General features: G+C 32.7%; 23 protein-coding genes. 16 read left to right on the top strand and 7 right to left on the bottom strand.

Annotated features, from left to right (window positions below):
• Nucleotides 1-22 precede the first annotated feature (22 nt).
• The 3 genes from BIW12_RS15340 to BIW12_RS15330 form a co-directional block, all read right to left on the bottom strand.
• A complete protein-coding gene (locus tag BIW12_RS15340) occupies nt 23-538 on the bottom strand; it encodes a TlpA family protein disulfide reductase (protein ID WP_394332087.1) in 516 nt (171 codons plus the stop codon).
• Between the two features lie 262 nt (nt 539-800).
• A complete protein-coding gene (locus BIW12_RS15335; protein ID WP_071185920.1) occupies nt 801-1,904 on the bottom strand; it encodes a BT_3928 family protein in 1,104 nt (367 codons plus the stop codon).
• Nucleotides 1,905-1,910: 6 nt separating this feature from the next.
• Entirely contained in the window at nt 1,911-2,459 is a 549-nt protein-coding gene (locus BIW12_RS15330) for a DUF1599 domain-containing protein (protein WP_071185919.1), read from the bottom strand.
• A 74-nt stretch (nt 2,460-2,533) separates the two neighbouring features.
• Between BIW12_RS15330 and folP the strand changes: the two genes are divergently transcribed.
• Nucleotides 2,534-3,358, top strand: coding sequence for a dihydropteroate synthase (gene folP / locus BIW12_RS15325; RefSeq protein WP_071185918.1), 825 nt, complete (start codon nt 2,534-2,536; stop codon nt 3,356-3,358).
• Between the two features lie 2 nt (nt 3,359-3,360).
• Nucleotides 3,361-3,996 (top strand): hypothetical protein, encoded by a 636-nt coding sequence (locus tag BIW12_RS15320; protein ID WP_071185917.1) that lies wholly within the window; start codon nt 3,361-3,363, stop codon nt 3,994-3,996.
• Nucleotides 3,997-4,084: 88 nt separating this feature from the next.
• Here BIW12_RS15320 and BIW12_RS15315 read toward each other — a convergent pair whose 3' ends face one another.
• The 3 genes from BIW12_RS15315 to BIW12_RS15305 form a co-directional block, all read right to left on the bottom strand.
• Nucleotides 4,085-4,573: a CHRD domain-containing protein gene (locus BIW12_RS15315; protein ID WP_071185916.1), complete on the bottom strand. Its 489-nt coding sequence runs from the start codon at nt 4,571-4,573 to the stop codon at nt 4,085-4,087.
• A 233-nt stretch (nt 4,574-4,806) separates the two neighbouring features.
• Nucleotides 4,807-5,280 (bottom strand): 23S rRNA (pseudouridine(1915)-N(3))-methyltransferase RlmH, encoded by a 474-nt coding sequence (gene rlmH, locus BIW12_RS15310; protein WP_071185915.1) that lies wholly within the window; start codon nt 5,278-5,280, stop codon nt 4,807-4,809.
• Between the two features lie 40 nt (nt 5,281-5,320).
• Complete coding sequence (locus BIW12_RS15305) at nt 5,321-5,776, bottom strand: cupin domain-containing protein (protein WP_071186483.1); 456 nt, start codon at nt 5,774-5,776, stop codon at nt 5,321-5,323.
• 340 nt (nt 5,777-6,116) lie between these two features.
• Between BIW12_RS15305 and nadC the strand changes: the two genes are divergently transcribed.
• The 3 genes from nadC to priA are packed head-to-tail and all read left to right on the top strand — an operon-like array spanning nt 6,117 to nt 10,442.
• Nucleotides 6,117-6,977 (top strand): carboxylating nicotinate-nucleotide diphosphorylase, encoded by an 861-nt coding sequence (gene nadC, locus BIW12_RS15300; RefSeq protein WP_071185914.1) that lies wholly within the window; start codon nt 6,117-6,119, stop codon nt 6,975-6,977.
• 25 nt (nt 6,978-7,002) lie between these two features.
• Entirely contained in the window at nt 7,003-7,932 is a 930-nt protein-coding gene (locus tag BIW12_RS15295; RefSeq protein WP_071185913.1) for a YihY/virulence factor BrkB family protein, read from the top strand.
• A gap of 56 nt (nt 7,933-7,988) precedes the next feature.
• Nucleotides 7,989-10,442: a replication restart helicase PriA gene (gene priA / locus BIW12_RS15290; RefSeq protein WP_071185912.1), complete on the top strand. Its 2,454-nt coding sequence runs from the start codon at nt 7,989-7,991 to the stop codon at nt 10,440-10,442.
• Nucleotides 10,443-10,449: 7 nt separating this feature from the next.
• On the opposite strand, the gene BIW12_RS15285 is transcribed toward priA, so the two are convergent.
• Nucleotides 10,450-11,145, bottom strand: a complete 696-nt coding sequence (locus BIW12_RS15285; protein WP_071185911.1) for a LytR/AlgR family response regulator transcription factor — start codon at nt 11,143-11,145, stop codon at nt 10,450-10,452.
• 167 nt (nt 11,146-11,312) lie between these two features.
• On the opposite strand from BIW12_RS15285, the gene rpsF reads away from it, so the two are divergent.
• The 11 genes from rpsF (at nt 11,313) to porD (ending at nt 20,166) form a co-directional block, all read left to right on the top strand.
• Nucleotides 11,313-11,654 carry a 30S ribosomal protein S6 gene (gene rpsF / locus BIW12_RS15280; protein WP_071185910.1) on the top strand — a complete coding sequence of 114 codons (342 nt, stop codon included), beginning with the start codon at nt 11,313-11,315 and terminating at the stop codon, nt 11,652-11,654.
• Nucleotides 11,655-11,659: 5 nt separating this feature from the next.
• Nucleotides 11,660-11,956 carry a 30S ribosomal protein S18 gene (gene rpsR / locus BIW12_RS15275; protein WP_007138295.1) on the top strand — a complete coding sequence of 99 codons (297 nt, stop codon included), beginning with the start codon at nt 11,660-11,662 and terminating at the stop codon, nt 11,954-11,956.
• A gap of 65 nt (nt 11,957-12,021) precedes the next feature.
• Nucleotides 12,022-12,465, top strand: a complete 444-nt coding sequence (gene rplI / locus BIW12_RS15270; RefSeq protein ID WP_071185909.1) for a 50S ribosomal protein L9 — start codon at nt 12,022-12,024, stop codon at nt 12,463-12,465.
• Nucleotides 12,466-12,686: 221 nt separating this feature from the next.
• The gene (locus BIW12_RS15265; RefSeq protein ID WP_071185908.1) at nt 12,687-13,160 is read left to right on the top strand and encodes a DUF6495 family protein; all 474 of its coding nucleotides are present in this window, start codon (nt 12,687-12,689) and stop codon (nt 13,158-13,160) included.
• Nucleotides 13,161-13,245: 85 nt separating this feature from the next.
• Nucleotides 13,246-15,252 (top strand): NAD-dependent DNA ligase LigA, encoded by a 2,007-nt coding sequence (gene ligA / locus BIW12_RS15260; RefSeq protein ID WP_071185907.1) that lies wholly within the window; start codon nt 13,246-13,248, stop codon nt 15,250-15,252.
• A 150-nt stretch (nt 15,253-15,402) separates the two neighbouring features.
• Entirely contained in the window at nt 15,403-15,921 is a 519-nt protein-coding gene (locus tag BIW12_RS15255) for a DUF6913 domain-containing protein (protein ID WP_071185906.1), read from the top strand.
• Between the two features lie 11 nt (nt 15,922-15,932).
• Nucleotides 15,933-16,814 carry a 4-hydroxy-tetrahydrodipicolinate synthase gene (gene dapA / locus BIW12_RS15250; RefSeq protein WP_071185905.1) on the top strand — a complete coding sequence of 294 codons (882 nt, stop codon included), beginning with the start codon at nt 15,933-15,935 and terminating at the stop codon, nt 16,812-16,814.
• A 135-nt stretch (nt 16,815-16,949) separates the two neighbouring features.
• Nucleotides 16,950-17,744: an outer membrane protein assembly factor BamD gene (locus tag BIW12_RS15245; protein WP_071186481.1), complete on the top strand. Its 795-nt coding sequence runs from the start codon at nt 16,950-16,952 to the stop codon at nt 17,742-17,744.
• A gap of 9 nt (nt 17,745-17,753) precedes the next feature.
• Entirely contained in the window at nt 17,754-18,071 is a 318-nt protein-coding gene (locus BIW12_RS15240) for a DNA-directed RNA polymerase subunit omega (protein ID WP_035657230.1), read from the top strand.
• 6 nt (nt 18,072-18,077) lie between these two features.
• Nucleotides 18,078-19,289 carry a bifunctional phosphopantothenoylcysteine decarboxylase/phosphopantothenate--cysteine ligase CoaBC gene (gene coaBC, locus BIW12_RS15235; protein WP_071185904.1) on the top strand — a complete coding sequence of 404 codons (1,212 nt, stop codon included), beginning with the start codon at nt 18,078-18,080 and terminating at the stop codon, nt 19,287-19,289.
• Nucleotides 19,282-20,166, top strand: a complete 885-nt coding sequence (gene porD / locus BIW12_RS15230; RefSeq protein ID WP_071185903.1) for a type IX secretion system protein PorD — start codon at nt 19,282-19,284, stop codon at nt 20,164-20,166. Before coaBC ends, porD begins: the two co-directional genes overlap by 8 nt.
• The last annotated feature ends 23 nt before the right edge of the window (nt 20,167-20,189 follow it).

Below are 20,189 nucleotides of genomic sequence, written 5' to 3'. Positions count from 1 at the left end.
GTTATATTTGAATTTTATTCTTTTATTGTTTTTCTAATTGATTTAAAACAGCATTAATTTTTTCAAAATCAGTTTCTACAGCGCGATACAGCACAATTTTTCCTGTTTTGTCAATAATAATGTATCTCGGAATCCAGTTGACATCCACTGCTTTTGCAAAAACACCACCCATTTGATCATTAGCCATATAATGCGCTCCTTTTAATTGGTGTTTTTCAATTCCGGCTTTCCATTTATCAGCGGTTTTATCCATTGAGATAAATACATAATTTGTATTCGAATGTGCCACCTGTAATTCTTTTATTTTTGGCATTGCTTTTACACAATCACCACACCAGGAAGCCCAGATTTCGATTACCGTATTTTTACCTTTATTTTTAGATAAAATAGTTTCGAAAGCGACTTGATTATCGCTAGTATCTAATAAAGTTTCTGCTAAAGCTTCTTTAGAAAACTCCGTTTTTTGTGCATTCGATTTAGTACATGAAATAGTGACTAAAAGAAGTAAAAAAGCGATAATTTTTTCTATTTTTTTCATTGTAACAAAGTTAAAATAAACAATTTGATTGCTGTTTGCTGTTTTAGTTTTTTTGGATAAACTCGTTAAAAATAACAAATACAACGTTAAGAGTTATAAAAACACAAATGAAAACGTAATAGTGAGCACGAATTATTATTGTTTCTAAAAAAAAAATTCTAAAAAGTTCTCTAAAAACCGCTATTTGGGATGTTTTTTAGTCTTTTTTAGACATAAAAAAAGCTCATAAATACCATTTTTAGTCTTCATGAGCTTTGTTTTTTTAAAATTTTAAATCTTGTATATCGTTGTAATGTACTTTTTGTTTTATAGTTCCTTTTTCCAGAATTACAATACTTGGATTGGCTCTTTCTATCGTTTTTAAGGCAGTAGCATCGCAGCTGTAAAAGTCAAATTTTAGATTGTATTTTTTCTGTGCTTTTTCGATTTCCTCAATTGAAGAATTGGTCATACCAATTACTTTATAACCTTTGGCAGTAGCTTCCTGATTTAACTTTTGTAATTTTTGCATTCCTTTTTCTTCGGCTGAAGCCAAATCATAAGTTACAATCATTAGCAATTTAGGTTCTTGTAACAACTCGTCTTTATAGTCCGAACCGTCTTTTGTCATCGTGAAATCATGGATAGGAGGAACGTAACCTTCGCTGATAATCTTGTCTTTTCGATCCACAAATTCAGCTCCTTCAGGAAGATTCATCAGATCGTTTTCCGAAAATTCTTTTTCGACACCGTTTACTTTGTATATAAATTTCATTTCTACAACAGGCATAGCCGCTCCTTCGGGAATTTCCATTCCTTTTTGGATGTTTGTTCCTACTTTGTACGGACGGAAATCAATTATTGGTAGGTGATTTAAAACCGTATAGGCCATAAAAATACAGGATGCTAATCCCAGAAAAACAATGGCATTTTGAAAGCTGCTATTAAAAAATAAGGGCTTTATTAGTTTTTTGTTTATAAATAATATGAGAATAAAAAACAGTAAAACAACATCTTTGGTAAATGATTCCCAGGGCGTAAGATGCAAAGCGTCTCCAAAACAGCCACAATCTTTTACCACATTGTAATAAGCCGAATAAAAAGTTAAGAAAGTAAAAAACACAATCATTAACAATAAGCTCCAAATAGTAAATTTAGTTTTGTAACCAATGAGTAACATGATTCCTAACAGTACTTCTACAATAACTAAAAATAAGGCCAGGTAAAAACTAAATGGCACTAAAAAAGGCAGATTAAAAACAGGTTCGCTAAAATATTCGGCTAGTTTGTAGGAGAAACCTACCGGGTCATTTAATTTAATTAATCCTGAAACAATGAATAAAATCCCAACAAAAAGTCTTGAAAACTGAGTAATAAAATTTTTCATATACTATTATTTCTTATTGACAAAACCCATTAAAATTAAAGCAAAAACCGAGTAATTAATCATGTCCTGGTAATTGGCGTCAATTCCTTCCGACACAATGGTTTTTCCTTTATTGTCTTCAATTTGCTTTACGCGAAGTAGTTTTTGCAAAATCAAATCGGTCAACGAACTCACACGCATATCGCGCCAAGCCTCGCCATAATCATGGTTTTTGGCTTCCATTAATTCTTTGGTTAATTTTACTTTGGCATCATACAATTGCGTTGCTTTGTCGGAATCTAAATCCGGTTGGTCAACAACACCTAGTTCTAATTGGATTAAAGCCATTATTGAATAATTAATAATTCCGATAAATTCGCCCGATTCGTCTTCGTCTACTTTTCGAACTTCGTTTTCCTGTAAACTTCGAATTCTTTGAGCTTTGATGAAAATTTGATCGGTTAAAGAAGGCAATCTTAAAATGCGCCAGGCACTACCGTAATCCTGCATTTTATTAGTAAATAAGGAACGACAAATTGCAATTACCTTATCGTATTCTTGAGAAGTATTCTTCATTATTGATGTATATTTGTCTAAAATTTTTCTCAAAAATAGGGAAAAGGATTCAACTTTAAAATAAAGATTAAAAAATGACTATTAACTGCAAAGGACAGCTGATTGATTTATCGCAACCTAAAGTAATGGGGATTTTGAATATAACTCCCAATTCTTTTTTTGATGGTGGAAAGTATTCGAGCGAAGAAGAAATTATTGCTAAGGTCGAAAAAATGCTTGCCGAAGGAGCTACTTTTATTGATATTGGAGCTTATTCGAGTAAACCCAGTGCCGAATATGTATCGGAAGAAGAAGAGTTGAACCGTATTGTTCCTGTTGTGCAATTATTGGTTAAACATTTTCCAGAAATTTTAATTTCAATTGATACTTTTAGAAGTGAAGTAGCAAGAGCTTGTATCGAAAATGGTGCGGCTATGATTAATGATATTTCGGCAGGAAATCTTGATGATAAAATGCTTGAAATTATTGCCCAATATAATGTTCCTTACATTATGATGCACATGCGTGGAACTCCACAAAACATGCAATCCATGACCGAATATGAAGATATTGTAAAAGAAGTTTTGCTTTATTTTTCAGAAAAAATAAGTCAAGCCAGAAGTTTAGGAATCAATGATTTGATTGTAGATCCCGGTTTTGGATTTGCAAAAACAATAACACAAAATTATGAAGTGATGCGAAAATTAGAGTTGTTTCATATTTTAGAATTACCCATTTTAATTGGTATTTCCAGAAAATCGATGATTCATAAAACATTGGAAATTACTGCCGATGAAGCTTTAAACGGAACTACTGTTTTAAATACCATTGCTTTGACAAAAGGTGCTCAAATTTTAAGAGTACATGATGTGGCTGCAGCCGTTGAATGTGTAAAATTGTTTGAAAAATTAAATTCTTAATAATGAAATATTTTAGTCTTATTGCTGTATTATTTTTGTTTAGTTGTGGTAATAAAGAAGATATTTTACTCCCAAAATCAGATAAAACAGTAGTTAGTGATGTACAGGATCATTCGCCAATTTATATTTTTTTTCGGACCAATGGCAAAGACACTTTGGCAGAAGTCAATAGAAAAAACAGCATTATTACCACCAATTGGATTCTGAATATCGATAAGCGTTTGCCTTTGAAATTAGTCATTCCTGAAGTAATGAAACTGCAAGACAAAAAACGCAAAGAAAAAGCGCACAAGAACGAAAAAGCGGAAAATTATTATTCGTATGCTGATTCAATAAAAAAAAATATAGCTTTTATTCCTTTTACAAAAGTGTATTATACTATTGGAAAACCTAAAAAAGAGGACTTCGTTATTGCTTTCAAGAAAGGCAGTGATTTGGTTTCTTTAAATGGGAAATATGTAAAAAAAATAGATTTGATACAAGAGTTTTTCAGTATTCGGTTTATTTTAAAACCTCGTATTGTTATTCAATTTGATAAAAATATGTCTTATGACGAATATATCCAGAATAAAATTTTAATTCAAAAATTTGATTTGTACAGTGTAAATCCAATCGCTCCAAAAGAATTTGTTTTTTAAAATCGAATGATTTAGAAAAGAATTTATTAGTTAAAAAAAGACCTTCTTCTGTTAAAAGAAAGTCTTTTTTTTTAGAATAAAGAAGCTATTAATAGCCACCACCGCCACCACCTCCAGAACCACCACCTGGATTTGTGGTAATAAGTTGTCCTCTAATTTCTCCTCCGGGGAATGCAGCAGTATGTAAATTTACATAATAGAGATTGGCAAGTAAATCAGCTTCTTGAGCGGAGCTCAAAGTCATACTTGTATAATTCATAGGGGAAGTTAAATCGGTGATAGGAAATACAACGCCACCATCAACGCCTATGGCTCCTTTGTGAATGTGTGCATCGGTAAGTGTAATTCCTGAAAAATTTACTGTCAAAGTGAAAATTTTACTTGTTTTGTTATAAAGAAGTACAGCCGTTCCGGTAGCCGTTGAAGTATTACCGGGTACTTCGCTTGAACCGTTTAAAGTAGCATTAAAAGTTACGATAACAGGTGTGGGATCAGAATCATTACCATCATCACTATCACATGAAAAAAGTCCTGATAGAATGATAAAAATAGCTAAAAATAAAATTGGACGTTTCATTACAAAATGTTTTAAAGTTCAAATGGGAAACATTTTCTTGAAAAAGGAGGTGATTGTATAACGATTGATAAGTTATTAGAATCAAACCTTGAAATCGATCCTTATAAAGTTAAGCATTTTATATAAAAAAGACTGCTAAAGAAAGTTTAAAATATGAGTCTATGTGATTGGTTATTAGTGGTTTGTTGTTTTTGTTAGAGGCGTGTTTTTAACTTCTGACTTCCAGCTTTCTGCTATTGATGATGATAAGGTTCGTTTCTTAAAATTGTAAATCCGCGATACAGTTGTTCGATAAAAAACAAACGTACCATTTGGTGAGAGAAAGTCATTAGTGAAAGCGAGATTTTTCCTTGTGCTTTGGCGTAAACAGTTTCCGAAAAACCATAAGGGCCACCAATAACAAAGACTAAGGTTTTAATTCCTGAATTCATTTTCTTTTGCAATTCTTCCGAAAAAACTACACTGGAAAAGTTTTTTCCGTTTTCATCCAAGAGAATAAGTTGATCGGTTGAGCCGATTTTCGACAAGATCAATTCGCCTTCTTTTTCTTTTTGTTGGCTTTCGGATAAGTTTTTTACATTTTTAATATCAGGAATAATTTCCAAATCAAATTTGATGTAAAAAGACAGGCGTTTGGTATAATCGTCAATTAAGGTTTGCAGTGCTTTATTATCCGTTTTGCCTATGGCGATGAGTTTGATATTCATTTTGAGGATGATTTTCGGAGTGGCAAAGATATAATTTTAATTATTTGGGATTATTCGTCGTAATTACAAAAACAATTAAAACTTCGTCAGTAGTGTTGATTAGCGAATGAAAGCCTTCGCCGCTCATGGCAGTAATGCTTCCTTTTTTGATTGTTTTTTTTCGAATAATACCTTCTTTTTTTGTCATTTCAGTATATTCTCCTTCTCCGTGCATCACGATATAAAGCTCTTCTTCATTTCGAGTTCCATGAGTATGAAAACCTGCTTCGTCTCCTTTGTTGAAGAAAACCATATAGGCTCCAATGCGGTTGTTGGTTAATTCGCCTTCGTCAAACATTTGCAATAAATAAACAATTCCGTTTCCTCCATACATAGGGTCGCGTTTATCCACTTTTACAACGGTTCTTTCCGGTTTATTGAAAGGAGTAACACTAAGATCGATGTATTGAGATACCAATTCGATTATTTTGGCGTTTTCAGATGTTGTTTCAGACATTGTGATTGTATTTGTTGGCAAAATTGGATTATTTTTTCCAAAAGTAAAATATATTTTCAACGGATTTGTCTTCGGAATAAGTTTTAGTCAAATTGGCTAGGCAAAGATTTAGAAGTTAAAGCAAAGACCGCAGATTCGCTAATTTACTTTTTGTAAGAATTTTTATTTATTTGTAATTTATGTTTTGAGCTTGTTTTTATTTTAATTGTTTGATGTTAATAAAAATCTGTGAATCCGCGGTAAAAAATAACTCAAATGTTTGATTCAAGTGAAATGGAAACAAATTTTCTATTCCACAAAATATGTCCTACTTTAGCAACATAAAAATTTTCAGTAAAAAATGATTAGCGAAGCACAATTTCAAAACGAGTTAGAACTATTAATTGCAAATGCCATCAGGGAAGATGTAGGAGATGGAGATCACAGTTCGCTGGCTTGTATTCCAGCATCTGCTCAAGGAAAAGCAAAGCTTTTAGTAAAAGATGAGGGGATTATTGCAGGTGTTGCATTTGCGAAAATGATTTTCAACTATGTGGATTCTAATTTGAAAGTTGAAACTTTTATAGAAGATGGAACTCCGGTTAAATTTGGAGATGTAGTTTTTCATGTCTCGGGAAGTTCCCAGTCAATTTTAAAGGCCGAGCGCATGGTGTTGAATTCGATGCAAAGAATGTCTGCCATTGCGACTAAAACCAGTAGTTATGTGCAATTACTGGAAGGAACCAATACTAAAATATTAGACACTCGTAAAACGACTCCTGGTTTTCGTGTGGCCGAAAAATGGGCAGTGAAAATAGGAGGAGGGGAGAATCATCGTTTTGCATTGTATGATATGGTGATGTTGAAAGACAATCATATTGATTTTGCAGGCGGAATTACTTTGGCTATAGCCAAAACCAAAGAATATTTAAAAGCTATTAATCGCGATTTAAAAATTATTGTTGAAGCCAGAGATTTGAATGAAGTGAAAGAAATTGTGGCTGCAGGCGGTGTTTTTAGAATTTTGCTGGACAATTTTGATTATGAAATGACTAAGGAAGCAGTAGCTTTTATTGGTGATGCTAGTTTAACAGAATCGTCAGGAAATATTAACGAAGATACGATTCGTCATTATGCTGAATGCGGTGTGAATTATATTTCTTCGGGTGCTTTGACACATTCTATTTATAATATGGATTTGAGTTTAAAGGCAATCGACTAATTTTCTTCGATAAAAGATACTATTAATGTCAGTAGAAATAGAAATAAAGCTTGAAAAAATTCCTGTGTTACGCAATTTTATGCGTTGGGCAAGAAAAGTAAAACTCAATTGGCTCAGTGGATTATCGCTGTATGATTTGTTAGAATTGTACATTATTGGGATTACCGAAGCTGCCCTGTCAAACCGTGCAGGATCTATTGCATTTAGTTTTTTTATGGCATTATTTCCTTTTGCACTTTTTATTTTGAACCTTATTCCATTTATTCCCATAGAAGGTTTTCAGGAAGATTTTTTACAGTTTGTAGCTGATGGAGTTCCGCCTAATACTTTTTATGCAATCAAAAATATCGTTAATGATATTCTTCATAATAGTCATTCGGGATTAGTGTCTTCGGGATTTATATTGTCTGTTTTTTTAATGGCTAATGGTTTGAATGCTATTTTAGGAGGTTTTGAAAATTCGAAACATGTTTTGGTAAAAAGAGGTTTTTTTCATCAGTATTTTGTCGCTATCGGTTTGTCACTGTTTTTAGCTTTGTTGTTGATAGTTACTGTGGCAACTATCGTTGTTTTTGAAGTTTTTATTCAAAAATTAAATGCAACTGATTTTTTGAGTGATAAAATCCCGTTGATGGTTATGGGACGTTATGCTTTTTTGATTTTAATGATTTTGATTACCACATCGGTGCTGTTTAAATTTGGAACTAAAAATCAGGAAACCCGGTCTTTTATATCCATAGGTTCGGTTTTTACTACTGTTTTAACTATTATTAGTTCCTATTTTTTTGGAGTTTGGGTGATTCGATTTTCAAAATACAACGAATTGTATGGTTCGATTGGTACTTTGTTGATTGTGATGTTTTACATTTGGATTAACTGTATGATTTTGTTACTTGGTTTTGAATTGAATGAGGTAATTAATAAATTAAAAAAGCGAAAAGAAACAATTACTTAGAGTAAAATTCTAAAAAATTAATCAAGATTTAGTACTAAAAGAATAGGAGATAATAAATGTATTTTGTTGAAGTAATTTTACCGCTAGCTCTTGCCAAAACCTTCACTTATAGTGTTTCTGAAGCCGAATATCATTATATTCAAAAAGGAATGAGACTGGCAGTTCCTTTTGGGAAAAGTAAAATCTACACCGCTTTAGCGATTGATTTGCATCAAAACCAGCCTACTTTATACGAAGCCAAAGAAATTCATCAAATTCTGGATGAAAAACCTATTGTTACCGAAAACCAAATTAAACATTGGCAGTGGATTGCAAGCTATTATATGTGTGCCATTGGCGATGTATATCGTACTGCTTTACCAAGTGCTTTGTTGCTGGAAAATGAAACTTTAATTTCGCAAAAAGCGGATGTTTTTGTGGATGAAAGTCAACTTACGGATGATGAGTTTTTGATTTATCAGGCGTTACAGCAACAATCTTCTTTAAAAGTTCAGGATATTATTGGGATTTTGAACAAAAAAAATATCTTTCCTGTTATTCAAAAACTGATTGATAAGAACATCCTGGTTTTGCAGGAAGAAATGCAGGAAAGTTATAAGCCTAAATTGGTGCGATACATTCGTTTGCATTCTAAATACGAATCAAGCGAGGGATTGAATGAATTATTGGAAGTTTTAAAAAATGCCAATAAACAAAAAGAAATTGTACTTACTTATTTTCAATTAAGTGCCAGTGAGAAGAAAAAGCCTATTTCTGTTAAAAAATTAGTGGAAGCATCGAATGTGACTTCAGCGGTGGTAAAAGCCCTAATTGATAAAGAAATTTTTGAAGAATATTACATTCAGGTAGATAGAGTAAATTTTTCAGGAGAATCTAATTCGAATCTATTACAACTAAGTGAGGCACAGCAAAAAGCTTTTGAAGAAATCAATATTAGTTTTCAGAAAAAAGAAGTTTGTTTGTTGCACGGAGTGACTTCGAGTGGAAAAACCGAAATTTATATCAAACTGATTGAAGAATATCTGGTAACCGGAAATCAGATTTTGTATTTGTTGCCCGAAATTGCCTTGACTACTCAATTGGTAACCAGATTACAGGCACACTTTGGTAACAAAGTAGCTGTTTTTCATTCGAAATACAATAATAATGAACGTGTTGAAGTCTGGAATCAAGTATTGCAAAATTCGGAGAAAGCACAAATAGTAATAGGAGCGAGGTCGGCTTTGTTTTTGCCATTTTCAAATTTAGGTTTTATAATTGTTGATGAGGAACATGAGCAAACTTTTAAACAAGTAGATCCTGCACCCCGATATCACGCCCGTGATGCTGCGATAGTTTTGGCTAGTTTTTTCAAAGCTAAAGTTTTGTTAGGTTCGGCTACGCCAAGTATTGAATCCTATTATAATACAACTGTGGATAAATATGCTTTAGTCGAACTTAAAGCGCGTTACGGAAATGTAATGATGCCTGAAATCGAATTGGTCGATTTAAAAGACAAGTATTTCCGAAAAAGAATGACAGGGCATTTTAGTGATGTTTTGATTGAAGGAATTACTACTGCTTTGTCTTTAGGAGAGCAGGTAATTTTATTTCAAAACAGAAGAGGTTATTCACCTTTGTTAGAGTGTATGACTTGTGGACATGTACCACAATGCCAGCAATGCGACGTGAGTTTGACTTATCACAAGCATAAAAATCAGCTGCGATGTCATTATTGTGGTTATTCGATTGCTAAGCCTACTAATTGTCATAGTTGTTCCAGCATCGATTTGCTGACTAAGGGTTTTGGAACAGAGCAAATTCAACAGGAATTGGTTCAGTTGTTTCCGGAGCGAAAAATTGGTCGTATGGATCAGGATACGACTCGTGGTAAATTTGGTTTCGAAAAAATCATCGATAGCTTCAAAAATCGTGAAATTGATATTATGGTAGGAACGCAAATGCTTGCCAAAGGATTGGATTTTGACAATGTGAGTCTGGTAGGAATTATGAATGCCGACAATATGTTGTTTCATCCCGATTTTAGGGCTTTCGAAAGAAGTTATCAAACCATGACTCAGGTGGCAGGACGTTCAGGACGTTCCGAAAAACAAGGGAAAGTAATTATTCAGACTTATAATCCTCTTCATAATACCATACAACAAGTAACTAATAATGATTATTTGGGTATGTATAAAGAGCAGTTGTATGACAGGAAGATTTATAAATATCCGCCCTATTTCCGGATTATAAAACTAACCTTGAAGCATCGGGAATTTGAAAAATTAAAAGAAGGATCTTTGTGGTTGTATCAGGTTTTGAGTCAACATTTAGGAATTCCGGTTCTTGGTCCCGAGGAACCAGCTATTAACCGAATCAGAAATGAGTATATTAGAACAATTATGATAAAAATTCCTCAGGATTCCTCGGTTTTGGGTACAAAAAAAACTATTCAAAGGGTATTGAATAGTTTTGATGCTGTTCCGCAATACAGAGCTATCAAAGTAGCGCTAAATGTGGATTTTTATTAAGTAGTTTTTAAACAACAGAAAGTGCTTTTATTAAGTCTTCTTTTTTGTTTCTACTCAAAGGAATTTTAGTAGTTCCAATTTCGGCAAATTTGCTGTTGAAACGTTCTACCTTATCTATATTAATGATGTAGGATTTATGAACACGCACAAATTTCTTTTTCGACAAATCATTTTCAAAAGATTTCATTGTAGAAAGTACCAGATTGCTGTCGTCTTCAGTAACCACTCTTACGTAATCTCCAAAGGCTTCAATCCATTTGATTCTGGAAGTGTATATTTTTAATTTTTTCAAATTACTTTTAATGAAAATATGTTCACCTTCTTCTTCCTTAGTATCTTGTTTAAGCAAGTGTAAGTCCATTGCTCTTTTGACAGATGCACTAAAACGATCTACAGCTATAGGTTTTTGCAGATAATCAGTAGCATCATAATCAAAAGCTTTCAGGGCATATTCTGCTTTTGAGGTGATAAATATAATCTGGGGTTTGTTTTTTAATCCGTCTAGAAAATCAAAACCGCTAATTACGGGCATTTCAATGTCTAGAAAAATTAAATCAACCGAATGTACAGACATGCAACTTTTGGCTTCAATTGCATTCGAAAAATCACCTACTAAATGTAGATTAGGGTGATTATTTACTAACTTTGCGATGATCATTCTTTGAATCGAACTGTCATCGACTACGACACAATTAAGTTTCATATTTTTTGTGTTTTAAGATTTGGATACGTAAAAGTATTGTACTTTTTCTACAAAAACTAATTTTAATCGGTTTTTTTTACCATACAACGAATAAAGTTGGTTTATGTTTTTTTATTCAAATAAAAAGATTACTTTTGCAGCCAATTTAACAAATTAAATGAAATTTTATGAATCACTATGAAACTGTTTTCATTTTAAATCCCGTTTTATCTGATGTTCAGGTAAAGGAAACAGTAAGCAAATTTGAAGATTTTCTTACTAGTAGAGGAGCAGAAATGGTAGCTAAAGAGGATTGGGGTCTGAAAAAAATGGCTTACGAAATCCAAAACAAAAAATCTGGTTTTTACCATTTATTCGAATTCAAAGTATCAGGAGAAGTTCTTTTGGCATTTGAAACTGAATTTAGACGTGACGAAAGAGTTATGCGTTTCTTAACTGTAAGTCTTGACAAACATGCTATCTCTTGGGCTGAAAGAAGAAGAGCAAAACTTAAATCTCAAAAAGCTTAATTATCATGGCAACATTACAACAATCTGCTTCAGGAAAAAAAGACGGAGATATCAGATATCTTACTCCTTTAAATATTGAGACTAACAAGACTAAAAAATATTGTCGTTTCAAAAAATCTGGAATCAAATACATCGATTATAAAGATGCTGATTTCTTATTGAAATTTGTTAATGAGCAAGGAAAGATTCTTCCTCGTCGTTTAACAGGTACTTCATTGAAATACCAAAGAAAAGTGTCTGTAGCTGTAAAAAGAGCTCGTCACTTAGCTTTAATGCCATACGTGGCCGATTTATTAAAATAATTAAAAATTAACAGTTGTTGTTCCGAATACTATCGGGACTAACTTCTATAACAAAGGACATCAACATGGAATTGATTTTAAAAAAAGACGTTCAAAACTTAGGTTTTAAAGACGATGTAGTAACTGTAAAAAACGGATACGGTCGTAATTACTTAATCCCACAAGGATTTGCTCAATTGGCTACTTCTTCTGCTAAGAAAGTATTGGCTGAAAACTTAAAACAAAGAGCGCACAAAGAAGCTAAAATTGTTGCAGATGCAAAAGCATTAGCAGAAACATTGAAAGCTCTTGAAATTAAAATTTCTGCTAAAGCAGGTGGTGAAAAATTATTTGGTTCAATCACAAATATTGACATCGTTGAAGCTTTAGAAAAAGCAGGACAAACTATCGACAGAAAATTCATCACTTCTGGAATCGTTAAGCGTACTGGAAAATATTCAGCTACTGTAAGATTACACAGAGATGTTATCGTTGACTTAGCTTATGAAATTGTTGCTGAAAAAGCATAATTTCTAAACTTCATATTTGAAATCCCGATGAAAATCGGGATTTTTTTTGTTCAAAATTTTGCCACAAAGACACAAACGCACAAAGGTTTTTTTGTTTTAGGAGAGAATTTTAGTTTAATAATGAAAATTTTATAAAATCGAAAAGTTTTTATAAGGGATTGATACAGGATTAAAAAAAATTAGCGCCTTTGCGCCTTCGTGGCAAAAAAAATAATAATGACATGAAATACACAAGACTAACAAAAGAACAATTTGAGGAATTACATCCTGAGTTTACAAACTTTTTAGCAACCCAGTCTATTGATAAAGCAGAATGGGATAAGATAAAAGTAGAGAAACCCGAAGTGGCCGAACAGGAATTGGATGTTTTTTCTGATTTGATATGGGAAGGTGTTTTGTCGAAAGCAGAGTATTTAGAGCACTTTTCTAAAAATCATATTTTCCTTTTTCAGGCTTTTGATACTTATGTTCAATCTATTGTTTTGAAAACATTAGTGACCGATGTGGACTTTTTGACCAAAGAAGGTTTGCAATGGTTGAGTGATAATATGTTTACAGAAACTATCGAAATGAAAGTGGGTAAAAAAGTATTTACAGAAGAACGAAATGCCTCCGTTTTTGCATTAATCCAGCAAGGTGCTTTTTTAAGTGACGGACAATTATTTAAACAAATAAATTCAATTATTGAATCGTAATTTGAAATAATAAAAGCTGTTATTTCTTTTAAATTGGTTATTTTAGTAGGCTGTTTGCAGAAACTAAAATGACCAATTTTTTTATATGGATGTTCTAAATACGATTCAAAAATTAAGAGAAGAACTTAATCTTCATAATTATAATTATTATGTGTTGGATAATGCTACAATATCTGATTATGAGTTTGATATAAAATTAAAAGAACTTCAGGATTTAGAAAATGCGCATCCTGAATATTTTGATGAAAATTCCCCGACACAAAGAGTAGGTGGAACAATTACTAAAAATTTCCAAACGGTAGCACATACGCAACGAATGTATTCTTTGGATAATTCGTATTCTAAAGAAGATTTACAGGATTGGGAAGTGAGAATTCAAAAAGTTTTGGGTAATGTTGATTTGCAATATACCTGCGAATTGAAATACGATGGTGCATCGATTAGTATTACTTATGAAAACGGAAAATTAGTTCGTGCAGTTACGCGTGGTGATGGTTTTCAGGGTGATGATGTAACCAATAATATAAAAACCATTCGTTCGATTCCTTTGACTTTAAAAGGAAACGATTATCCTGAGAAATTTGATATTCGTGGCGAAATTATCTTGCCTTTTGCTGGTTTCGAAAAAATGAATCAGGAGTTGATTGAAATTGGCGAAACACCCTATTCGAATCCTCGAAATACCGCTTCAGGCAGTTTGAAACTACAAGATAGTGCTGAAGTGGCTAAGCGTCCATTGGAATGTCTGCTGTATTTTGTTACGGGCGAAAAACTGCCTTTTGCTTCCCAATTTGAAGGTTTGAATTCGGCTCGTCATTGGGGATTTAAAGTGCCTAATGAAGCGAAATTGGCTAATAATTTACAGGAAGTTTTTGATTTTATTGATTATTGGGATATAAATCGTCATAATTTGCCTTATGAGACTGATGGTGTTGTAGTGAAAGTTAATAATTTACACTACCAGGAAGAATTAGGTTATACAGCAAAATCTCCTCGTTGGGCAATGGCTTATAAGTTTAAGGCGGAGCAGGTGTTTACTAAATTAAATTCGATTTCGTATCAGGTGGGAAGAACAGGAGCAATAACTCCTGTGGCTAATTTAGAGCCGGTACAATTGGCAGGAACTGTTGTAAAAAGAGCTTCTTTGCATAATGCCGATCAAATTCAAAAATTAGATATTCGAATTGATGATACTGTTTTTGTAGAAAAAGGAGGGGAAATCATTCCTAAAATTATTGCTGTTGATTTAACTAAGCGTCCTGAGAATTCTATAGCTACCGAATATATTACACATTGTCCGGAATGTCAAACGGAATTGGTTAGAAACGAGGGAGAGGCGAATCATTATTGTCCAAATTTTTATGGTTGTCCGCCGCAGATTATTGGTAGAATTCAGCATTACATTTCGCGAAAAGCAATGGATATTGAAGGTTTAGGAGGAGAAACTGTGGCGTTACTTTACAATAATAAATTAGTTCAGAATTATGCAGATTTATACGAATTAAAAGTGGAAGATATTTTGCCTTTAGAGCGAATGGCACAAAAATCAGCGGAGAATTTGGTAAATGGAGTGGAAAATTCAAAAAACATTCCTTTTGAGAGTGTGCTTTACGCGTTAGGTATTCGTTATGTAGGTGAAACGGTAGCAAAAAAGTTGGCAAAGCATTATAAAAACATTGATGCTTTGAGCAAGGCTAGTTTGATGGATTTGGTTTTGGTAGATGAAATAGGAGAACGAATTGCGCAAAGTGTTGTTGACTTTTTTGAAAATGAAGAAAATAAAATTATAATTGAGCGTTTAAAAAGTTTTGGTGTTCAATTTGAGATTGTTGAAAAAATTAATTTGAATGCAACGGATAAATTAGCTGGGAAAACCTTTGTAGTTTCGGGAGTTTTTGCGCAATTTTCACGTGACGAACTAAAAAAAGCCATTGAAGATAATGGTGGAAAAGTGGGGAGTTCAATTTCTTCTAAAACCGATTTTGTGGTTGCGGGAGATAATATGGGGCCGGCTAAATTAGAAAAGGCGAGTAAGTTGAATATCCCAATTATTTCGGAAAGTGATTTTATGGAAATGTTAGCTGTAAATTGATATTTTTGTTTTGGTTATAAATTCAATTAGTATCACGAAATAAGTGTTAAGAATTTAACAAAAAGTTTCAAATCATCGTTATACTTTTTTAGATTTGCCACCTATAGTGTAACTTAATTAATTAATTTTGTTTACTAATAAAGACAACTTATGTTTTTAAATTACTTAAAAGAGTTTTTAGTAAAGAAAATATTAAAAAACAGCTTACTTAATGTTAAAGCAGGATCTTTTAGTGGTAAAATAGAAACAGTAGGGGTGATTATAGACGAAACTTATTTTAATCATACAGAATTGTTGGTTAAGGAGTTAGTGTTAAATGGGATTACTGAAGAAAACATAGAATTATTAATCTATAAAAGTAAATCAAAAGGTGGTTTTACTTCTTTGGTAACAAAATTAGAATGGACGCATTTAAGTTGGAAAGGCCAAATTATAAATCAGGCAGTAAATGATTTTTTGATCAAAGATTTTGATTTATTACTGAGTTATTATGATGTAGATAAAGCGATTTTGCTTGTTGCAACTCAGGAATCAAAGGCCAAATTTAAAGTTGGTTTTTCAACTATAAATAAACGATTGAATAATTTGATGATTAATACCAATTCAGAAAATTATAAAATCTTTGTTCAGGAATTATTCAGGTATTTAAAAATATTAAACAAAAAATAGAATCTAAAAACATGCAATCATTAATAGGAACTGGTGTTGCTCTTGTAACTCCTTTCAAAGAAGATTTTTCAATTGATACTGAAGCATTAAAAAGAATTGTAAATTTTTCTGTAGATGGGGGAATTGAATATCTGGTTATTTTAGGAACAACAGCAGAGAATGCAACGCTAAGCAATGACGAAAAAGAATTGGTTATCCAAACTGTTATTGAAGCTAATAATGGTCGTTTACCGTTGGTTTTAGGTGTAGGTGGAAATAATACAATGAAAGTGGTTGAGGAGTTAAAAACAAGAGATTTGTCTCCTTATGTTGCAATTCTTTCGGTTTCTCCTTATTATAACAAGCCTTCACAAGAAGGGATTTATCAGCATTTTAAAGCGGTTTCTGAGGCTTCGCCAATTCCGGTAATTATTTATAATGTTCCTGGTAGAACTTCAAGCAATATGTTACCTCAAACAGTATTGCGTTTAGCCAATGATTTCGAAAACATTGTTGCAATTAAAGAAGCTGCGGGCGATATTGTTCAGGCAATGCAATTGTTGAAAGACAAACCAAAAGATTTCCATGTAATTTCAGGTGATGATATGACAGCACTGGCAACTGTATTAGCTGGAGGTTCAGGAGTGATTTCGGTTATTGCACAAGGTTTTCCAAAAGAATTTTCTGAAATGATTCGTTTAGGGCTGAATCGTAAAGTGGATGAAGCATTCAAATCACAATATTTATTGTTTGATTGTATCGATATGATTTTTGAACAAGGGAATCCGGCTGGTATCAAGCAGGTTTTTCAGACTTTAGGAATCGCCGAAAATATCGTTCGACTTCCATTGGTAAGCGTGGATGAATCTTTACAACAAAGAATTGCTGAATTTGTAAAAAGAATTGACAAATAAGCAGTTTTTGCCCGATTTTTTTAAGCTAAGAAATATTTTGTAGTCGCTAAATTAATAACTAAATTTGCCACCGAAACTTCGGTATGATTTTTTATAGACTTGAAAAGTCTGTATTTTAAAGATAAAAATAAAAAAATGAAGAAAATTGTATCCTTATTGTTTCTTGTTGTTCTTTTTGGTTCCTGTAATGAGTACCAAAAAGCATTGAAAAGCGAAGATGTTTCGAAAAAATTTGCGATGGCAGATACATTGTTTGCTCAGGCTAAATATTCTAAAGCATTGCGACTTTTTGAGCAAATAGCTCCTGAATTTAGAGGGAAACCTCAGGCGGAAAAATTGTTTTATATGTTTGCACAGTCATATTACAAAACAAAACAATACCATTTAGCAGCCTATCAGTTTGAAAGTTTTGTTTCAGGATACCCAAAAAGTGTGAAAGCAGAAGAAGCTGCTTTTTTAGGTGCCAGAAGTTATGCTGTTTTATCGCCGGTGTATAGTTTAGATCAGGCAGATACTCATAAGGCAATTGAAAAAATGCAGTCTTTTATTGATAGGTATCCTAATTCTTCTTATTTAGCAGAAGCAAATGGTTTGACAAAATTATTGTCTGAAAAGATTGAGAGAAAGGTTTATGAAAACGCAAAAGGTTACAATACTATTTCTGATTTTAAATCAGCATTAGTAGCTTTTGATAATTTTATTATCGATTTTCCGGGTACAAAATTTCAGGAAGATGCCTTGTATTATAAATTTGATTCTGCTTATCAATTAGGGATTAACAGTGTTCCTGAAAAAATGCAGGAAAGATTAAACGTTGCTAAAACTTCGTACCAAAATTTGATTAAGTTTAAAGCGGATACCAAATACAAAGAAAAAGCAGACGAGATGTATGCTCGTGTGGAACAAGAATTACAAAAATATACTAAATAACTATAAGTCATGGATTTAAAAAAGACGAATGCTCCAGTAAACACAATAACGTACAATAAAACGCTTATTGAACAACCTACTGGAAATGTGTATGAAGCAATTACCATTATGGCTAAAAGAGCGAACCAAATTAACTCTGAAATTAAAAAAGAATTAACAGAGAAATTGGAAGAGTTTGCTACATATAATGACAGTCTTGAAGAAGTTTTTGAAAACAAAGAACAAATCGAGGTTTCTAAATTCTATGAAAAATTGCCAAAACCACACGCTTTAGCAGTACAGGAATGGTTAGATGGTAAAATCTATCACAGAGAATCAAACAAATAAGATACTATGTCAGTTTTAAGCGGTAAAAAGATTTTGCTAGGTGTTTCTGGCGGAATTGCCGCCTATAAAACAGCGTCTTTAGTACGACTTTTTATAAAAGCAGGTGCACATGTCCAAGTGATAATGACACCTGCTTCTAAGGATTTTGTAACCCCACTTACCTTATCCACCTTATCTAAAAATCCGGTTTATTCCACTTTTTTTAATCAGGACGAAGAAGATGAAAAATGGAATAATCATGTTGAATTAGGGCTTTGGGCTGATTTAATGCTTGTTGTGCCCGCAACTGCAAATACCCTGTCTAAGATGGCAAATGGTAATTGTGATAATCTGCTTATTGCTACTTATTTGTCAGCAAAATGCCCTGTTTATTTTGCTCCTGCAATGGATTTGGATATGTATAAGCATCCTTCTACTATTGCTAGTTTTAAAGCTTTAGAACAATTTGGCAACATTATGATTCCTGCCGAAAGCGGAGAATTAGCCAGTGGTTTATCAGGTGAGGGCAGAATGGCTGAACCTGAAAATATCATTGCTTTCCTTGAAGCTGATTTGGAAAGTAAATTGCCTCTCAAAGGTAAAAAAATACTAATCACAGCCGGGCCTACTTATGAGGCTATCGATCCTGTTCGTTTTATAGGAAATCATTCTTCAGGAAAAATGGGCTTTGATATAGCAAAAAGTGCCGCTAATCTTGGCGCTTCGGTTATTTTAGTTACAGGTCCTACACATTGTGTTGCAAATCATTCTTTAATAGAAGTAGTTAAAGTTACTTCGGCACAGGAAATGTACGATACCTGTCATCAATATTATAATGAGGTTGATGTGGCCATTGCTGCAGCTGCTGTAGCTGATTATAAGCCAAAAAGAGTAGCTGACCAAAAGATTAAAAAAGCAGCAGATAATTTTATCATCGAACTCGAAAAGACAAAAGATATTCTGTATTCATTGGGGGAAAATAAGAAGAACCAGTTTTTAATCGGTTTTGCTTTGGAAACTGAAAATGAAATTGAGAATGCTAAGGCTAAAATTCAGAAAAAAAACTTAGATTTGATTGTTTTAAATTCTTTGCAGGATGAAGGTGCCGGTTTTCAAAAAATAACCAATAAAGTTACTTTTATCGATAAAGATTTTAAAATTGAACCGATGGAATTAAAATCCAAAGAAGCGGTTGCTGATGATATTATAAATAAAGTAATAGCTCATTTTCATGAATAAGATAATCGTCTTTGTTTTTCTATTAAGCTTTGGTTTTGTTCAGGCGCAACAGTTGAATTGTACTGTGACGGTTAATGCCCAAAAAATGGGTAATCCTAATCAGCAAGTATATAAAACACTGGAAACTTCGTTGAACGAGTTTGTTAATAAAACCGATTGGACTACACAGAATTACAAACAACAGGAAATGATTAATTGTTCGATGTATATTACTTTGCTTTCGCATAGTTCTGATCAGTTTACAGCAACAATTCAGGTTCAATCATCCCGTCCTGTTTTTGATTCTTCTTATGAAACACCGGTTTTGAATATTAATGATAAGGATTTTGGTTTTACTTATACCGAATTTGAAAATTTAGTCTTTAACGTTAATTCATTTCAATCGAATTTGATTTCGGTGATTTCTTTTTATAGTTATATGATTATCGGAATGGATAAAGATACATTTGAATTAAAATCAGGTGATCCGGTTTATCAAACAGCACAAACCATAGCTACAGTTGCCCAGCAAAGCGGATACAAAGGCTGGAGTCAATTGGACGGAAATCAAAATCGTTATTTTTTAATTAATGATTTATTGTCACCAACATTTGCTGAAATTAGAAAAACAATTTTTGATTATCACCAGGCTTTGGACGGAATGACAACTGATACTAAATTGGCTAAAGAAAAAGTGAAAAACTCCTTAATAGCATTGAATAAATTGAATAATTCAAAACCTAATGCCTTTTTGACCCGCGGTTTTTTTGATGCAAAATCAGATGAAATTGTTTCTATTTTTTCAGGAGGACCTAATTTAAGTATTACTGATTTAGTAGATAATTTGAATAAAATTTCGCCTATGAATTCCAGTAAATGGGCAACATTTAAGTTTTAATTTTCCTTGCTTTTTTAGATTAT

The organism is Flavobacterium commune (genome assembly GCF_001857965.1).
In the GTDB taxonomy this organism is placed as follows: Bacteria; Bacteroidota; Bacteroidia; order Flavobacteriales; family Flavobacteriaceae; genus Flavobacterium; species Flavobacterium commune.
The sequence above is the reverse complement of the archived record's forward strand: the minus strand, read 5'-3'. Positions and strand labels throughout refer to the sequence as shown.

Bases quoted from the DNA above. Each gene is read 5' to 3' on its own strand.
- BIW12_RS15340 (WP_394332087.1), bottom strand. From the start codon at position 538: ATGAAAAAAATAGAAAAAATTATCGCTTTTTTACTTCTTTTAGTCACT.
- BIW12_RS15330 (WP_071185919.1), bottom strand. From the start codon at position 2,459: ATGAAGAATACTTCTCAAGAATACGATAAGGTAATTGCAATTTGTCGT.
- BIW12_RS15335 (WP_071185920.1), bottom strand. From the start codon at position 1,904: ATGAAAAATTTTATTACTCAGTTTTCAAGACTTTTTGTTGGGATTTTA.
- coaBC (WP_071185904.1), top strand. From the start codon at position 18,078: ATGTCAGTTTTAAGCGGTAAAAAGATTTTGCTAGGTGTTTCTGGCGGA.
- ligA (WP_071185907.1), top strand. From the start codon at position 13,246: ATGGATGTTCTAAATACGATTCAAAAATTAAGAGAAGAACTTAATCTT.
- BIW12_RS15240 (WP_035657230.1), top strand. From the start codon at position 17,754: ATGGATTTAAAAAAGACGAATGCTCCAGTAAACACAATAACGTACAAT.
- porD (WP_071185903.1), top strand. From the start codon at position 19,282: ATGAATAAGATAATCGTCTTTGTTTTTCTATTAAGCTTTGGTTTTGTT.
- BIW12_RS15320 (WP_071185917.1), top strand. From the start codon at position 3,361: ATGAAATATTTTAGTCTTATTGCTGTATTATTTTTGTTTAGTTGTGGT.
- BIW12_RS15245 (WP_071186481.1), top strand. From the start codon at position 16,950: ATGAAGAAAATTGTATCCTTATTGTTTCTTGTTGTTCTTTTTGGTTCC.
- BIW12_RS15265 (WP_071185908.1), top strand. From the start codon at position 12,687: ATGAAATACACAAGACTAACAAAAGAACAATTTGAGGAATTACATCCT.
- dapA (WP_071185905.1), top strand. From the start codon at position 15,933: ATGCAATCATTAATAGGAACTGGTGTTGCTCTTGTAACTCCTTTCAAA.
- BIW12_RS15285 (WP_071185911.1), bottom strand. From the start codon at position 11,145: ATGAAACTTAATTGTGTCGTAGTCGATGACAGTTCGATTCAAAGAATG.
- folP (WP_071185918.1), top strand. From the start codon at position 2,534: ATGACTATTAACTGCAAAGGACAGCTGATTGATTTATCGCAACCTAAA.
- nadC (WP_071185914.1), top strand. From the start codon at position 6,117: ATGATTAGCGAAGCACAATTTCAAAACGAGTTAGAACTATTAATTGCA.
- rplI (WP_071185909.1), top strand. From the start codon at position 12,022: ATGGAATTGATTTTAAAAAAAGACGTTCAAAACTTAGGTTTTAAAGAC.
- rlmH (WP_071185915.1), bottom strand. From the start codon at position 5,280: ATGAATATCAAACTCATCGCCATAGGCAAAACGGATAATAAAGCACTG.
- BIW12_RS15305 (WP_071186483.1), bottom strand. From the start codon at position 5,776: ATGTCTGAAACAACATCTGAAAACGCCAAAATAATCGAATTGGTATCT.
- BIW12_RS15295 (WP_071185913.1), top strand. From the start codon at position 7,003: ATGTCAGTAGAAATAGAAATAAAGCTTGAAAAAATTCCTGTGTTACGC.
- priA (WP_071185912.1), top strand. From the start codon at position 7,989: ATGTATTTTGTTGAAGTAATTTTACCGCTAGCTCTTGCCAAAACCTTC.
- rpsR (WP_007138295.1), top strand. From the start codon at position 11,660: ATGGCAACATTACAACAATCTGCTTCAGGAAAAAAAGACGGAGATATC.
- BIW12_RS15315 (WP_071185916.1), bottom strand. From the start codon at position 4,573: ATGAAACGTCCAATTTTATTTTTAGCTATTTTTATCATTCTATCAGGA.
- rpsF (WP_071185910.1), top strand. From the start codon at position 11,313: ATGAATCACTATGAAACTGTTTTCATTTTAAATCCCGTTTTATCTGAT.
- BIW12_RS15255 (WP_071185906.1), top strand. From the start codon at position 15,403: ATGTTTTTAAATTACTTAAAAGAGTTTTTAGTAAAGAAAATATTAAAA.